This is a genomic window from Streptomyces liliiviolaceus, assembly GCF_018070025.1.
In the GTDB taxonomy this organism is placed as follows: domain Bacteria; phylum Actinomycetota; class Actinomycetes; order Streptomycetales; family Streptomycetaceae; genus Streptomyces; species Streptomyces liliiviolaceus.
The window spans coordinates 1,303,500-1,318,405 of record NZ_JAGPYQ010000002.1; the positions used below are offsets into that span (position 1 = coordinate 1,303,500).

15 protein-coding genes are annotated in these 14,906 nt (G+C 70.5%); 4 read left to right on the forward strand and 11 right to left on the reverse strand.

The window, feature by feature from the left end:
• Positions 1-93 precede the first annotated feature (93 nt).
• Positions 94-780 (reverse strand): alpha/beta fold hydrolase, encoded by a 687-nt coding sequence (locus J8N05_RS41100; RefSeq protein ID WP_210892291.1) that lies wholly within the window; start codon positions 778-780, stop codon positions 94-96.
• A gap of 164 nt (positions 781-944) precedes the next feature.
• Between J8N05_RS41100 and J8N05_RS41105 the strand changes: the two genes are divergently transcribed.
• Positions 945-1,931 carry a helix-turn-helix transcriptional regulator gene (locus tag J8N05_RS41105; protein WP_210892293.1) on the forward strand — a complete coding sequence of 329 codons (987 nt, stop codon included), beginning with the start codon at positions 945-947 and terminating at the stop codon, positions 1,929-1,931.
• Between the two features lie 118 nt (positions 1,932-2,049).
• Here the strand turns inward: J8N05_RS41105 and J8N05_RS41110 are convergent, their stop codons facing one another.
• The 9 genes from J8N05_RS41110 to J8N05_RS41150 all read right to left on the reverse strand — a co-directional run bounded on the left by J8N05_RS41110 (position 2,050) and on the right by J8N05_RS41150 (position 11,306).
• The gene (locus J8N05_RS41110; RefSeq protein WP_210892295.1) at positions 2,050-2,838 is read right to left on the reverse strand and encodes a zinc metalloprotease; all 789 of its coding nucleotides are present in this window, start codon (positions 2,836-2,838) and stop codon (positions 2,050-2,052) included.
• Positions 2,839-3,291: 453 nt separating this feature from the next.
• Positions 3,292-4,050 (reverse strand): GntR family transcriptional regulator, encoded by a 759-nt coding sequence (locus tag J8N05_RS41115; RefSeq protein ID WP_210892297.1) that lies wholly within the window; start codon positions 4,048-4,050, stop codon positions 3,292-3,294.
• A 68-nt stretch (positions 4,051-4,118) separates the two neighbouring features.
• Positions 4,119-4,832, reverse strand: a complete 714-nt coding sequence (gene deoC / locus J8N05_RS41120) for a deoxyribose-phosphate aldolase (RefSeq protein ID WP_210892299.1) — start codon at positions 4,830-4,832, stop codon at positions 4,119-4,121.
• Between the two features lie 63 nt (positions 4,833-4,895).
• Positions 4,896-5,351 carry a D-ribose pyranase gene (gene rbsD, locus J8N05_RS41125; RefSeq protein ID WP_210892301.1) on the reverse strand — a complete coding sequence of 152 codons (456 nt, stop codon included), beginning with the start codon at positions 5,349-5,351 and terminating at the stop codon, positions 4,896-4,898.
• Positions 5,352-5,454: 103 nt separating this feature from the next.
• On the reverse strand, positions 5,455-7,020 hold the full coding sequence (locus tag J8N05_RS41130; RefSeq protein WP_210892303.1) for a sugar ABC transporter ATP-binding protein: 1,566 nt from the start codon (positions 7,018-7,020) through the stop codon (positions 5,455-5,457).
• Positions 7,020-8,045 (reverse strand): substrate-binding domain-containing protein, encoded by a 1,026-nt coding sequence (locus J8N05_RS41135; protein ID WP_210892305.1) that lies wholly within the window; start codon positions 8,043-8,045, stop codon positions 7,020-7,022. Before J8N05_RS41135 ends, J8N05_RS41130 begins: the two co-directional genes overlap by 1 nt.
• A gap of 187 nt (positions 8,046-8,232) precedes the next feature.
• Positions 8,233-9,270, reverse strand: a complete 1,038-nt coding sequence (locus J8N05_RS41140; RefSeq protein WP_210892307.1) for an ABC transporter permease — start codon at positions 9,268-9,270, stop codon at positions 8,233-8,235.
• Entirely contained in the window at positions 9,267-10,184 is a 918-nt protein-coding gene (locus J8N05_RS41145; RefSeq protein WP_210892309.1) for a ribokinase, read from the reverse strand. The genes J8N05_RS41140 and J8N05_RS41145 overlap by 4 nt, the downstream gene beginning before the upstream one ends.
• A gap of 585 nt (positions 10,185-10,769) precedes the next feature.
• A complete protein-coding gene (locus J8N05_RS41150; RefSeq protein WP_210892311.1) occupies positions 10,770-11,306 on the reverse strand; it encodes a TetR/AcrR family transcriptional regulator in 537 nt (178 codons plus the stop codon).
• Positions 11,307-11,381: 75 nt separating this feature from the next.
• On the opposite strand from J8N05_RS41150, the gene J8N05_RS41155 reads away from it, so the two are divergent.
• The 3 genes from J8N05_RS41155 (at position 11,382) to J8N05_RS41165 (ending at position 14,221) form a co-directional block, all read left to right on the forward strand.
• Positions 11,382-12,431, forward strand: coding sequence for an aldo/keto reductase (locus tag J8N05_RS41155; protein ID WP_210892314.1), 1,050 nt, complete (start codon positions 11,382-11,384; stop codon positions 12,429-12,431).
• Positions 12,432-12,487: 56 nt separating this feature from the next.
• Positions 12,488-13,522 carry an NAD-dependent epimerase/dehydratase family protein gene (locus J8N05_RS41160; protein WP_210892316.1) on the forward strand — a complete coding sequence of 345 codons (1,035 nt, stop codon included), beginning with the start codon at positions 12,488-12,490 and terminating at the stop codon, positions 13,520-13,522.
• A 429-nt stretch (positions 13,523-13,951) separates the two neighbouring features.
• On the forward strand, positions 13,952-14,221 hold the full coding sequence (locus J8N05_RS41165; protein WP_210892317.1) for a DUF1905 domain-containing protein: 270 nt from the start codon (positions 13,952-13,954) through the stop codon (positions 14,219-14,221).
• A gap of 83 nt (positions 14,222-14,304) precedes the next feature.
• Here the strand turns inward: J8N05_RS41165 and J8N05_RS41170 are convergent, their stop codons facing one another.
• Positions 14,305-14,841, reverse strand: coding sequence for a dihydrofolate reductase family protein (locus J8N05_RS41170; RefSeq protein ID WP_210892319.1), 537 nt, complete (start codon positions 14,839-14,841; stop codon positions 14,305-14,307).
• Positions 14,842-14,906: the final 65 nt, after the last annotated feature.

Sequence of the window (14,906 nt, forward strand, 5' to 3'; positions counted from 1 at the left end):
CATGTGGCTGCGATCGGCGCGTCCGGGGTCCGGCTCGTGCCCCGAGTCCGGCTCGTGCCCCAGGTCCGGCTCGTGCCCCGGGATTTTCCCCCGTCAGGCGCCGTCGGCTGCCGCAGCCAGGATCCGGGCCAGCTCGACAGGCTGCGTGATCATGGGCCAGTGGCCTGAGTCGATGTCGGCGAAGTCGACGTGCTTGGCACGAGTGAGCTCCGGGACGTCGCCGTCCCTCACGCATTCCTGCGCCTGCTCGGGCGTGAACTCCGGACATACGACCACGACCGGAACGTCGAACCGCCGTTCGTCCGCCAGCCGCACCACTCCCTCGGCCACGCCTGCGGGCACGGAGATCGCGGCAGCCGCGAACTCTCGCCTGGCCCCGTCGTCGAGGTCCGCGGCGTCCGGGCCCTCGAACGGGCCCCAGCCGGGGAAGGGCATGACGCCGTCACTCACCTCGAAGAAGTCGGCGTACGGCTGACCGTCGGCGGTCGGGAAACCCCCGATGAGGGCGACCTTCGCCAGCCGCTCGGGCCGCCGGTCGGCGGCCAGCCAGGCCAGCGTGCAGGCGGCGGAATGCCCCACCACCATGGGCTTGCCGGGCGCCGCGTCCACTGCGGCGAGCACCGTCGCCAGCTGGTCGTCGAGCGTGGCGGACACGGAGCCGTCCCCCTGGCCCGGGAGGGTGAGCGGCACGGGGCGATGGCCGAGCGGCTCCAGCGCGGACGCGACACGGTCCCATACGGATCCGTTCAGCCACAGCCCGCCGATGAGCAGAATGTCCATGGTCAGTTCCCTTTCTCCGACTTCCTGGATGTCACCGTAGAAGGTGATCCGGACAATCCACTGCCGGTTCATCCGGTGATCGCCCAAGCGTCCTGAGCGAAGACCGAGCGCTTGCGGTCCACGGATGGAGACCGGAACCGGCGCCGGGCGCCTAGCCTGCTCCTGTGCCGAACGATCTCAGTCCCACCGCGCGCGCCCTGCGCGCCCTGGAGATTCTCCAGACCCGCCCCGGTACGACAGCCGGCGAGCTCGCCGAGCGGCTGGGCGTCACGGAGCGGGCCGCGCGTCGGTACGTCGGCATCCTCCGGGAGGCCGGTATCCCCGTGGAGTCGGCCCGGGGGCCGCACGGCGGGTACCGGCTGGGGCGCGGGACGCGGCTGCCGCCCGTGCACTTCACGCAGTCCGAGGCCATCGGCCTAGTGATGGCGGTACTCAGCGGCCAGCCGACCGCGGCATCCACCGACGCCGACACCGACGACCTGATCGGCACCGCCCTGGGCAAGGTCGTCAAGGCGCTTCCGGAGAGCGTCGGTCACCAGGCGGCGATGCTGCGGGAGTACGCGTCGGCCGCGGCGGACCCGTACGCGGCTCACCCCGATCCGGCCATCACCAGCGAACTCGTCGACGCCGTCGCGGCCCGGCGCCGCGTGTCGGTCACGTACGGCAGCGAGGCGGGCAACGAGTGGGAGGCGGAGGTGGATCCCTGGTCCATCGTGATCCGCTACGGGCGCTGGTACCTGCTGTGCCACTCCCATCGAGCGGACGCGATCCGCACCTACCGGGTCGACAGGGTCCGCGCGGTCCGGCCGACCGAGCACGGGTTCGAGCCGCCCGAGGGTCTCGACGCGGTGGCGGTGCTGGAGGAGAACCTGGGCCTCGGATGGGAGTTCTCCACCCGTGTGGCGTTCGACGCTCCCCTGACCGAGGTGGCCCGGTGGGTCCATCCGCCCATGGGGCGCCTTGAGCCCTTGAGGGACGGATGCGTACTGGTCGGCAGCACCCGCAACCCGGACATGTACGCACAGGAATGGCTGACGCGGGTGCCGTTCCCGTTCCGCGTCGAGGGCGGGGAGGAACTGCGCGCCGCGGTTGCGGCGCTCGCGGCGCGCTTCAGCGCCGCCACCGCCACTGCCCCGGCAGACCAGCCCTGACTGTGCCGGGAGGGGTGAAGGCGAAGCAGGACTCGCCCGCACCAGGGCGGACCGCCGAGGTCAGGCGCGCGGTCGCTGTCCTCCTGGCTGCAGGAGGGCAGCGACCGTGAGACGGCGGTCAGGTGCCGGGCTTGGGGTACAGCTGGTTCAGGACCGCGAAGTCGTCCGAGGACGGATGCTGGGGGAACTCCGGGTCGGACATGCAGCTGTTGGTCGAGTTGTTCGCTTCGAGACCGAGAGCGTGGCCCATTTCGTGACAGGCGACGCTGCGCCGGGCCGCGTACGTGTTCGGGGTGATCTGGTCGTTGAGTTTCACCGTGACGGTGCCGTCGACGAAGTAGCCGTTGGAGGTGGACGCTTCGGTCACGCCGTACCAGTCAGTGCCGTAACTGCCGCTGTACACATGGACGCAGTGGCGTCCGCCTCCTGGACATCCGGCGGTGTACCAGCGGTAGTAGGCGTCGATCCCCGGGGCCTGGTACCAGTCGACCCGGGCGTCGGTCACCGGCCAGGTGTCCCCGCTGTGGTCCAGGAAGTACACCTGCGGGTCGTTGAACGGCCCGTAGTCCCACTTGTGATTGCACCAGGCGGCAGCGGTGCCGACGAACGGCGCGCAGCGGGCGAGAACGGTGGCGTTCTTGGAGTCGGCGCCCTGTACGCCGCGGACACCCTGCTGACGCAGGGTGGCCCTCAGTTGTTCAGCCGTCACACCGGGTGCCGGGGTGTAGATGGCGGTGTACGTGGTGCCGTCGGCCTGCGGCTGAACGACGTACACGGCATGGTCGTCGGTTGCGGCCGCGGCGGGTGCCGTCGAGGTGGTCGACTCGGCGTACCCGGCCGGAGCGGCGAGGGCGACGATCAGTGCTGCTGCCGCCAGTCCGACGACGGCTCTGGCTCTTCGTAACATGTGTGGTTCCCCCTGTCCGCCCAGTGACCGTGCCCGCTGCCATGGGCGGGACGCCGAACGGCCACCGATTGCGCCCCAGAGTGGCATGAGCGCGTCATTTCCAGACAGGAGTGAACCGGCCACGCAAGGCGGCACCGTGCGTACTTTCTCCGGAACCGTTCCGGATCTTTGACAGCTCGACGAGTCCGGCGGTCGCCTCCATGCCGACGCGTTGTGACTCCCGTGCGCATGTCGGCGCGCGTGCGTCGCTGCGGCACCTGGGCCGATTCGTATCGCGGGTGCCTTCCTCTGGTCAGCCCGCTGATCCGATCAGCCCCGGTTCACGAACCGTCGTCCGCCGACCGTTCCGTCCGGGCGGACAGTTCACCGATCCGCATGCCGGACTCCTCTCATCCAGATCATGCAGATCATGCAGATGACTACCTTGCCCTTCACATTGAGGACCGGTGGGTTCTAGCGGCGTACCAGGAGCGAGGTGACGCGGAGTCGGCCGCTGTGGATCCAGACGTCGGAGTACTCCACCGGGCGGTCGTCGGCGAGGTAGGTGACCTGCTGGAGGTACTGCACGGGGGCGCCCTCCTCCAGCGAGAGCGCTTCGGCGACCTCCGCCGTGGCGGCTTCCGCGCTGAACGTCCGGCGTGCGGTGGCGATCTTCAGGCCGTAGGTGCCCTCCAGGACGCCGAAGAGGCTGGAGGAGGCGAAGTCCACCTCCTCGATGCCGGGGGTGAGGTCGGTGCGCACGAAGTTGGACAGGAGGGCGACGGGGCCCTGGTCGGTGCTGCGTACGCGGAGCAGTCGCAGTACGGGGGTGTTGGGAGCCAGGTCCAGGAGGGCCGCGACGGGCCGGGGCGGGACGATCAGCGAGCATTCGCGCACGGTGGTGGCGGTGACGATGCCCTGACTGGCGAAGTCCTCGGATAGCGTGCTGAGCTTCTGGGCGATGGCGGGCTCGATGGTCGTCGAGGTGACGAAGGTGCCGCGTCCGCGGACCTGCCGCAGCAGGCCCTCCTCGATGAGCGTGGTCAGGGCGCGGCGCAGGGTGCCGCGGCTGACGCCGAACTCCTGGGCCAGCTCCGGCTCGCTCTTGAGGCGGTAGTGCGCAGGCCACTCGCCGCCGGCGATCCGCAGTCGGATGTGTTCCGAGATCTGGGCATGGATCGCCGTGGGGACATCGCGCTGGATGTGCGGAAGTCCCCGTTCGTCGGCCGTCACTGTCGTCGCATCTCCTTGTCGGGTTGTGCCGGAGACCTCTTGCGGTTCCGGCACGGGTGCGGGGCAGGTCAGTAGCTGGTCGTCGAGTCGTCCCCGGTGTCGGTGATGATCGACAGACCGGCGCTGGTGCCGAGCAGAGAGGCTCCTGCCCGCAGGAGGGCCAGGCCCTGCCGGTACGTCTTGATGGAGCCGGACGCCTTCACCCGGACCCCTTCACGTGCCCGCTCGACAAGGTAGCCCACGCTCGCCGGGTTCGCCGTCTCGATCTGCCCGCTGCTGGCGTTCTTCAGGAAGGCGACGCCCGCCTCCATGGACAGCTCGACGGCGGCCTCCTTCTCCGCGTCGGTCAGCAGGGGCAGTTCCAGCATGACCTTGACGGGCAGGCCGGAGGCTCGGACGACGCCCGCGATGTCCTCACGGAAGTCGTCGTAGCGTCCGCTCTTGAGCCAGCCGATCTGGACGCCGATGTCGATCTGGTCGGCTCCGAGGCGGGCTATCTCGGCGGCTTCGGCGGCCTTGCCTGCGCTGGTCATCACGCCGACGGTCGGGAAGTCCAGGGCGGAGGCGACCTGGACGCCGGTTCCCCGCAGTTCGGAGACGACGACGGGCAGCCAGGACGCGGGGACCATGGCGGCGTTGAAGCCGTGCGTGACGGCCTCGCGGGCGTGGGCGACCATCTCGTCGAGCGTCGCGTCCGGGTCGATCCTGGTGTGCTGGATGTAGGGCGCCAACTCGGCCGGGGTCAGGTTGAGTTCGGCGTCGACGACGGTGGTTTCGGACACGGGGTGATCTCCCTCGGATTGGATACGGCGGGGCCGCTGGCGGGCCGTGCGGTTCGTGATGGTTCAGAGCTTGGACGCGTAGTGGTCGGGTACGACGACGCCCTCGCCGCCGAACCAGCGGGGCACGTCGACCCCGCAGTAGAGGCCGATGTTGCCCCAGGGTTCGAAGGCTCCGGTACGGACGACGACCTTGGCCCGGTGGGCGAGTTCGCCGAGCATGTCGGCGTGCGGACGGGTGGTGAACTCGGCGTCGGCGAAGCGGTCGAGCAGCCAGCCGTCGAGGCGGGGGTTGTGGGTGGGGACGTCCTCGGCCCGCACCACTCCCTCCACGACGAGTTCGTCGGCGATGAGGCCGAGCACGGTCCGCAGGTCGGGCAGGTTCTCGGCGAGAGCGAGGTCGACGCGGTGCGCTTCGCGCGGCACGGGGAAGCCCGCGTCCACGACCAGCAGCAGATCGGTGTGGCCGAGGGTGGCGAGGGCGCCGCTGAGTTCGGCGTTGAGGATGCCGGAGCGCTTCATGGGTGGGTTCTCTTCCGTGGGTCGTGGGTCGTGGGTCGTGGGTCGTGAGTCGTTGTGGCTGGTCGGCGGGGGCGCCGGTCACCAGCACCGGTGGAGGGGACGGTCAGGCGGCGGCCCGCTTCGTTCCGGTGGCCAGGGCCATGACGGATTCCTCGGTGGCCGTGGCGGTGTCCACGGTGTCCACCACGCGGCCCTCGCTCATGACGGCGATCCGGTCGGTGAGGGTGAGGAGTTCGGGCAGGTCGGAGGAGGAGCAGAGGATGGCCAGCCCCTCCTCGGCGAGGGCGAACAGTCGGGCGTAGATCTCGGCCTTGGCGCCGATGTCGACGCCTCGGGTCGGCTCGTCGAGGATGAGTACTCCGGGGTCGATGGCCAGCCAGCGGCCCAGGACGGCCTTCTGCTGGTTGCCGCCGGACAGGCTGGTGATGGGCTGGCCCATGGTGGCCGTCTTCACCTTCAGCCGGCCTGCCTGTTCGGCGGCGGCGGCGTCGAAGGCGCCGCGGCGCAGCAGGCCGAGCCGGCTGAAGGTCTTCGTGGTGAGCGCGCCGACGTTCTCGCCGACGCTCATGGTGGTCAGCAGTCCCTGGGCGCGGCGCTCACCGGGGACGAACGCGAGGCGGCGTTCGACGCTGGCGATCGGGTTGCGCCGGTCGTAGGCGCGGCCGAGCAGTTCCACGCTGCCGCCGGTGCCGCGCTGTCCGCCGAAGAGGTTGTGCAGCAGTTCCACCCGGCCGGAGTCGGGCAGTCCGGCCACGCCGAGGATTTCGCCGGGGCGCAGGTCGAAGGAGATGCCGGTGTGCCGGCGCCCGCTCAACTCCCGCACCTTCAGCACGGGTTCGGCCGTGGTGTGGGCGGGTGCCGGTTCGCGGCGGGTGAACTGGCCCAGTTCGCGGCCGACCATCGCGGCCACGGCCTGTTCGGGGGTGGTGTCGGCGCTGCGCCAGGAGGCGACGTGCGTGCCGTCGCGCAGCACCTGGATGTGGTCGGCGAGGCGGAAGACCTCGGGCATGCGGTGGGAGACGTAGAGCATGGTCGTACCGGCGGCCTTGAGCTTGTCCATCAGGGCGAACAGGCGGTCGGCCTCGGCGGGGGTGAGCATCGCCGTCGGTTCGTCCAGGATCAGCACCCGGCAGCCCCGGGCGACGGACCGGGCCACCACGATGAGCTGCTGTGTGGCGAGGTCCAGGGTGCGTACGGAGGCGTTCGGGTCGAGGTCAAGGTCGAGTCCGGCGAGCAGTTCGGCGGTGCGCTCCGCCATCCGGCGGCGGGAGGGGAACCAGCGGCTGCCCGGTTCCACACCGCTGAGGACGTTCTCCGCCACGCTGCGGTCGGGCAGCAGCGACAGTTCCTGCGGGACGATCGCCACGCCGTGGCGGCCGAGCATCGTGCTGGGCTCGAAGGAGGTGACCTCCTCGCCGAAGACACTCACACCGCCGTCGCTGGGCGGCTGGAGACCGGCCAGGATCTTCAGCAGGGTCGACTTGCCGGCCCCGTTCTCGCCCAGCAGCGCGGTGATCTCACCGGCGGGGACGTCGAAGGAGACGTCACGCAGGGCGCGTACCGGGCCGAAGCTGCGGGACAGGCCGCGGACGGAAACGGCGGGGGCGGGGACGGCGGGGGCGGAAGGAGTGGCCGCCTCGGCGGCGAGGTCGCGGGGGGCGGCGGACATCAGTCCTCCACCGTGGCGTCGGCCAGATTGGCGGTGGTGATGAACTGGGCGCCGGTGTCGACGCCGGTGATCTCGGTGCCCTTGGTCAGGAAGGTGTGGAGCACCTTCACGGCCTGGTAGCCCTGCTCGGACGGGTTCTGGCTGATGGTGAAGTCCAGGACGCCCTTGTCGACGTACTCGGCGGTCTGGGTCAGCAGGTCGAAGCCGCCCATGGCGATGCCGTCCGCGTTCTTGGACTGGGCGACCCACTTGGCGGCGGCGGTGGTGGAGCAGCAGTCCAGGCCCGCGACGGCGACGACCCCGGACTGGCCGGACATGGTCGACTCGACGGTGTTGTAGGCGGCGTTGGGCTCGTTGCCCACGTTGACGGGGCCGACGATCTTCAGGCCGCTGCCCTTCATACCGGCCTCGAATCCGGAGAAGCGGTCGTGCGACCAGCCCGCGCCGGTGTCCACGGAGAACACCACGACGGACTTGCCCTTGACGTCACCCTTGAGCTGCTTGCGCAGCTGCTCGGCCTGGGCCTTGCCCGAGCCCTTGAGGTCCTGGCCGACGAATCCCATCTGCTGCGAGTCGGGGTTGTCGGTGTTGAAGGAGATGATCGGGATGCCGGCCTTGTAGGCCTGGCTGATCACCGGCTTGAGGGCGTCGCTGGAGGCGGAGGAGACGGCGAGTCCGTCCACGGCCTTCTGCTGGATGAGGGTCTGTATCTCGGAGACCTGCTTGGCCGCGTCGCCGCCGGTGGGGCCGATGAGGGCGACATCGGCGCCCAGCTCCTTGCCGGCGCGCTTCATGCCCGCGGAGATCGGGGTGGCGAAGGCGAGCGAGGGGTCGTGGTAGCTCAGCTTGATACGCATCGGCTTGTCGCCGTCGATCCGCTCCTGGATGTACGGAGCGAGCTTGAAGGAGCCGTCGCCGGAGCCGCCCGAGTCGGCGGCGGTGACGGCACCGCACCCGGTGAGGGCGAGCGCCGCGACGGCGGCCGTGGCGGCGGCGAGCGATCTGAGGAGAGTACGCGGGGACATGGTGACTCCTTTGTCGTGTCCGTCGGTGGGGCGGCGGCCGGGGAAGCGGGTGTGCGCGGTCGCGGGCGGCCGGCGGCGCGGCTCGGCGGCCGGGGCTGCCCGTGCGGTGCGGTGCGGCGTGGGGTGCGCGGAGTGTCGTGCCGGGCCCGGTGTCGGGCGAGGCGGTGCCGGTGCGGGGCGGTGACGGTCAGGCGCGGCTCTTGCGCTTGCGCTGCCAGGTGTCGGCCGCGACGGCGGCGACGATGACGAGGCCCGTGACGACGGTCTGCCAGAAGGACGAGATGCCCTTGATGTTGAGGATGTTCTGGAGCAGGCCGATGAAGGCGACGCCGATGACGGTGCCCCACATCGTGCCCGAGCCGCCGAAGAGCGCGGCGCCGCCGATGATGACGGCCGAGATGACGGTCAGTTCCAGGCCCTGACCGGTCACGCCCTGCACGTAGGAGAGGAAGGACAGGCCGAGGACGCCCGCGAGGCCCGCGGTGAATCCGGAGAGGACGAACGCGGTGAGCTTGACCCGCTTGACGTTGACGCCGACCAGCCGCGCCGCCTCCTGGTTGCCGCCCACCGCATAGGTGTTGAAGCCGAAGCGGGAGCGGGCCAGCAGCACCACGCCGATGGCGGCGACGGCGGCGAAGAACACGAACTGCATCGGTACGACGCCGAACAGGCGTCCCTGGCCCAGGAGATTGAACTCGGCCACACCGGGCCGCGACGAACTCAGCGAGATCGGGGCGCCGTCGGAGATGAGCAGGGCGATTCCTCGGAAGACGCTGAGCGTGCCCAGGGTGACGATGAAGGAGGGCACTCCGAGGACCACGACGGCCAGCCCGTTGACGAGCCCGGCCAGGACGCCCACGGCCAGTCCGACGAGCATCGCGGCCGGCCAGCTCCAGCCGTCGGAGATGAGCATGCCGGTGGAGATGGCGGACAGCGCGTAGGTGGATCCGACGGAGAGGTCGATCTCGCCGTTGAGGATCACGAAGGTCACGCCGACGGCCATGATGCCGATCTGCGCGATCTGCTGTCCGACGGAGAGCAGGTTGTCGGACTGGGCGAAGGTCGGGGAGAGCACCGTGCCCAGCAGGAAGAGCAGGATCAGTGCGGCGAACACACCGGCTTCGCGTGCGTGCAGGAGTCTGCGCAGCGCCGAGGGGGCCTGCCGGGTGGACTTCGGGCCCGGTGACGCCGCCGGGGCGGGTGAGGTGGAGGTGGTCAGAGTCACGAGGTTCTCCCGATCCGGGCGTCGAGCTGGTCTCTGGTGGGAAGGGCGGGGATGACTCCCGCGACGGAGACGGTGTGGGCGCCGGCCACGGCGGCGAACGCCGCCGCCCGCGCGGCGGGCAGCCCTTCGGCCAGTGCGACGGCCAGGGCGGCGGTGAAGGAGTCGCCCGCGCCGGTGGTGTCGACGACGGCGGTCGGCGGGTGCGGCGGCACGGAGGTGACGCCCGACTCCTCGGCGACGAGCGCTCCCTGGCCGCCCCGGGTGAGCACCGCGATCCCGCCCGTGCGCTCCCGCAAGGCCCGGACCAGGCCTTCGTCGTCGAGTCCGTGATCCTCGTCGAGCCCGAGGAGGACGGGTGCCTCCGTCTGGTTCGGGGTGATCACGTCGATCAGTGGCCAGCACTCCTCGGGCAGCGGCCGGGCCGGCGCCGGGTTGAGGAGGGTACGGGTGCCGGTCTCGCGGCCGGTCCGCAGGGCCGCGGCCACGGCCTCCTCCGGGATCTCCATCGAGACGACCAGGATGTCTGCGGCGGCGATCTCGGCGCGGAAGCGCTCCACCGCCGCCGTGTCCAGCTCGTCGAGGGCGCCGGGAGCGATGGCGATGCGGTTCTCCCCGGACGGCTCGACGAGGATGAACCCGACCATGGTGGGTGCCAGTGCGGTCACCACGTGCTCGGCGCCGACTCCCTCCACATGCCACAACTCCCGTGCCGCGCGGCCGAAGTCGTCGTCACCGACAGCCGTGAGGAGCGCGACCTCGGCACCCAGCCGGGCGGCGGCGACGGCCTGGTTGCTGCCCTTGCCACCGGGACCGGGATCGAAGGCCCCACCGGACACCGTCTCCCCCGCGGAGGGCGCCCTGGGGACCCGCATGGTCAGGCCGGCCCCGTAACTTCCGACTACCGCGATCTTCATCGACACACCACTTTGTGTATGGACAACCATGGACAAGCGAGAGCGTAGGTACAGGGATGTCCATAGTCAACGGTTGTGCGGGAAGTGATTTTCCGGACGTCGCCCGCCCACTTCGCGCCAAAACGCGCAGCGGGAATGAGGCAGCTTCAGACCCGGCGCGATCACCGCGGCGGGTCCGGAGGTGGTCCTGGGCTCAACTCGCCTTGCAGCGGTCGCCGGTGACGGATCTTCAGGCGGACTCGCACGACCACGTGCGGTCACACCCTGGACGGGAACCCACCTCTCGGACCGCGCTCCTGGCCCGCGCTGCATACGCGCCTAATGAGTGCTTCGGAATGCAGCGCGCCCGAGTCCGCGGAACGACCGTGCGTGCCAACCTCCGCACTCGCCACCGGTCGACCACCCGGCAGCGCTCAGCCTCCACGGCGCAGCAGGCACGGGCGCGCGGGGCGGACATGGCGGCCAGGCCGGACGCGGAAGACCTGGAGGCCTGCGGCGCAGGACGCCGACACGTGGACACGGGCCACCGAACGGCAGCCTCAGCCGGCGCATACCCCCGTTGCGCGGCAGTGGCGTGCGCGGCCCTTACCGGTGCGTGCGCAGCCCGTCGAGGATGAGCGCGAGCATCTGGGGCGCCCGATCCCCGGGGCCGGGCGCGGCGCGCCACAGTGCGCCGGTGAGCTGGAGGAAGTCGCGCGGATCGGCGTCCGCGCGGATGCTCCCGTCCGCCTTGCCGGCGTCGAGGAGTTCCGTGATGGCGGTGATGACCGGGCCGTAGCTCTGCTCGCTGATCGCCTGATGGGCGCCCGGGCCGAGAGCGTCGCCCAGACCGTGCTTCCTGCGCATGCCCTCGACCAGTTCGACCGTCCAGTGGCGGAGCGCTTCCAGCGGCGGCATCCGCTCCAGCAGGCCGGACACGGTTCCGGTGATGCGTACGACCTCGTCCTGGTAGACGGCCAGGACCAGTGCCTCACGGGTCGGGAAGTTGCGGTACAGGGTGCCCGGACCGACCCCCGCCCGCTGGGCGATCTGGTTCAGCGACGTGCTGCCGTCCGCCGCGAGCGCTTCGCGCGCGGCGGTGAGGATGCGTGCCCTGTTCTCACGGGCGTCCGAGCGGACCACGGGACCTCGCTTTACTAAGTGGAGAGTTCTCCACTACCGTATGTGGAGACCTCTCCGCATACTCTAAGGAGCGCCATGCGTTACATCAAGCTGGGCACGACCGGCCTCGACGTGTCCCCGATCGCGATCGGTGCGATGACCTACGGCGAACCCGACCGGGGCCATCCCGTCTGGTCGAAGGACGAGGACGAGGCGCGCCCGCTCATCAGGCACGCGCTGGAGTCGGGGATCAACTTCTTCGACACCGCGAACATGTACTCCAACGGCTCCAGCGAGGAGATCCTCGGCCGCGCGCTCAAGGACTTCGCCGAACGCGACGCCGTGGTGATCGCCACCAAGCTGCGCCACCCGATGCGGCCCGGGCCCAACGGCCGCGGCCTGTCGCGCAAGGCCGTCATGACCGAGATCGACCGCTCCCTGCGCCGCCTCGGCACGGACCACATCGACCTCTACCAGATCCACCGCAACGACCACTCGACCCCGTGGGAGGAGACGCTCGAAGCGCTCCACGACGTGGTGAAGGCCGGCAAGGTCCGCTACCTGGGCGCCTCGTCCATGCACACCTGGGAGTTCGCGAAGGCGCTGAACCTGCAGAAGCGACACGGCTGGGCGAGGTTCGTGTCGATGCAGGACCACTACAACCTGCTCGCCCGTGAGGAGGAGCGGGAGATGATCCCGCTGTGCCTGGACGAGGGCGTGGGCACGGTCGTCTGGTCGCCGCTGGCCCGCGGGCGCCTCGCCCGCCCGTGGGACGACGCCCGCTCGACGGTGCGCTCCGAGGCGGACGGAGCGTACGCGGACCTGCTCTACTCGCCGGCCGAGGAGGCATCCAACCGCGCCATCGTCGACGCGGTCGGGCGGACCGCGCACGCCCGCGGTGTCAGCCGGGCGCAGATCGCCCTGGCCTGGCTGCGCCACCAGCCGGTGGTCACCGCGCCCCTGGTCGGCGCCGGCTCGATCCGGCAGATCGACGAGGCGGTGGCCTCCCTCGGCATCGACCTCACCGACGACGAAGTGCGGGCCTTGGAAGCCCCGTACACCCCCCGGCACGACTGGCAGGGCGTCTCCGACGAGGCCGAGATGGAAGCCATCCGCCGGCGCGTTCCCGGCATGGCTCTCGCATGAACCGCGCCATGCATCCCCGCCCCCTGACATGCGGCTCATGAGCTGAGGAGAAGAAGATGACACAGGTACTGGTCACCGGAGGAACGGGATTCGTCGGGAGCTGGTGCGTCCTGGCCCTGCTCGACGCCGGACACACCGTGCGCACCACGGTCCGCGACCTGCGACGGGAGCCGGAACTGCGCTCCTGGCTCCACGCGGCAGCGCCCTTCGACGACGACCGGCTCACGGTCGTGCGCGCCGACCTCGGACGCCCCGACGGCTGGGACGACGCCGTCGCCGACTGCGACTTCGTTCTCCACGTCGCCTCGCCGACCCTGCGCCGTGCGCCTGCGAACGATGACGAGCTGGTGATCCCGGCGCGCGAAGGCGTCCTGCGGGTGCTGCGCGCCGCCCGCGACGCCCGCGTGCGCCGGGTCGTCCTGACGAGCGCTTTCGGCGCCATCGGCATCGGGCACCCCCGGCGTACGACTCCGTTCACCGAGGAGGACTGGACGAACGTCGACGGCGACATTCCGCCCTACCAGCGGTCCAAGACCCTCGCCGAGCGCGCTGCCTGGCAGTTCGTCGCCGACGAGGGCGCCGGCATGGAACTGGCGGCGATCCATCCGGTGGGGGTCCTCGGACCGCTCCTCGGCCCGGACGACCCGCCGTCCCTGCGCCTGGTGCGCAGGATGCTCGAAGGCCGGGTCCCCGCGTGCCCGCCCTTCGGGATGGGCTTCGTCGATGTGCGCGACGTCGCGGATCTGCATGTGCGCGCGATGACCGATCCGGCGGCCGCCGGCGAGCGCTTCCTCGCGGTCGCCGGGCACAGCCTGCGCGTCGTCGACATCGCGCGCATCCTGCGCGACCGCCTGGGCGAGCGCGCCGCGCAGGCCCCGACCCGGGAACTTCCCGTGTGGCTCGCACGCGCGCTGGGCGCCGTGAACCCGGAGCTGCGTCTGCTCAGGCACCAGCTCGGCCGGGATCTCGACGCCACGAGCAGCAAGGCGGAGAAGCTTCTCGGGTGGCGGGCGCGCCCCATCGAGGACACCATCGCGGAGACCGCCGAGAGCCTCCTCGGCCACGGGATCGGTGCACGGACCGGCTCGTGACGGACCGACGCGGCAGCCCTGCGTGCCGAGAAGAGTCGAACCGGTGACACGGCCTGACAGAGGTCGCCGACCGCGGAGGCAAGCCGGCGTCCGGCCGGGACCGCCGCGTCGATGCCCTCGACGTACGACAGCCACGCGGGACCTGCCCCCCTGACGAATTGGCGGCGCGAGGCACTGAAGCTCACATGCGTGCCGGCGATGAGTTTCCCCGCCTGCCTCGGTCCTACCTGGTGAACAACGAGGCAGTGGAGGCACGGGATGAACGGCACGACCCCGTGCGCACACGGCGCCGTTGCGGATGCGGAGGCCATGCGGGCGGGGTGCATCAGGCCGCAAGGCCGCCCATGTTCACTGTGCGAAACCCGGACGCCAATCACCTCGTAATTCACCTCGTACTCATCGAAAGCTCCTGAACAGGCGGTATACGTGATGGATAAGCAGTTCACTGCGACCCTGCAGAAAAGCCCCGAAGTCGGCGGCTGGACCTATGTCGTGTGGCCCGAGTCGGCCGAGTTCTTCGGCACCCGCGGCCTGGTGAAGGTCCGGGGCACGATCGACGGCCATCCGTTCCGAAGTTCGTTCATGGCCCTGGGGGACGGCACACACAAGCTGCCGGTCAAGGCGGCCGTACGCAAAGAGATCGGCAAAGAGGCAGGGGACACCGTGACCGTCCGTCTGGAGGAGCGGCTCAACGCCTGACACTGCCGGCACGCACACGCCGGGTGCGCCACATCGGTGTGGGCCCGACCGCCAACCATGTACGAACCCGTGAGTCGCGGCCGTTACCTGCGCACATGGAAGCGCAGCATCGTGACCCCGCCCGACTGGACGTTGCTGAACGGCTCCAGGTCGATCCGGTCGAGGCCCGGGGGTGCGAAGCGGACGCCGTCGCCGAGCAGTACCGGCAGCACGTACACGAGGATCTCGTCGACGAGGCCGCGCCGCAGGCACTGTGCGGCCACGTCGGCGCCGAGGATCTCCAGGTTCTTGTCGCCGGCGGCCCGGCGTGCCACGGCCACGGCCTCCCCGATGTCGCCGGTGAGGAAGGTGACGTCGGGGTCCGGCTCGTCGGGCGGGCGGTGGGTGAGCACGAACTGCGCCCCGCCGTCGTAACCGGTGTTCTCCTCCGACATGCGTTTGCCGACCTCGTACGTGCCCCGGCCGATGAGCATCGCGCCCGTGGCCGCCATGACCTCCGGGAACGTCGCCGACGTCATGTGCTCGAAGATCCAGTCCATCGTGTGGCCAGGACCGGCGATGAACCCGTCCAGGGACATCACCCTGTTCACGACCACTTTGCCGGTGCTCTCGTCCCTCATACGTCTTCTCCGAGCAGGTGGAGGGCAGGGATCGCATCATAGGTCGGTGCGCATCATCTTCTCCG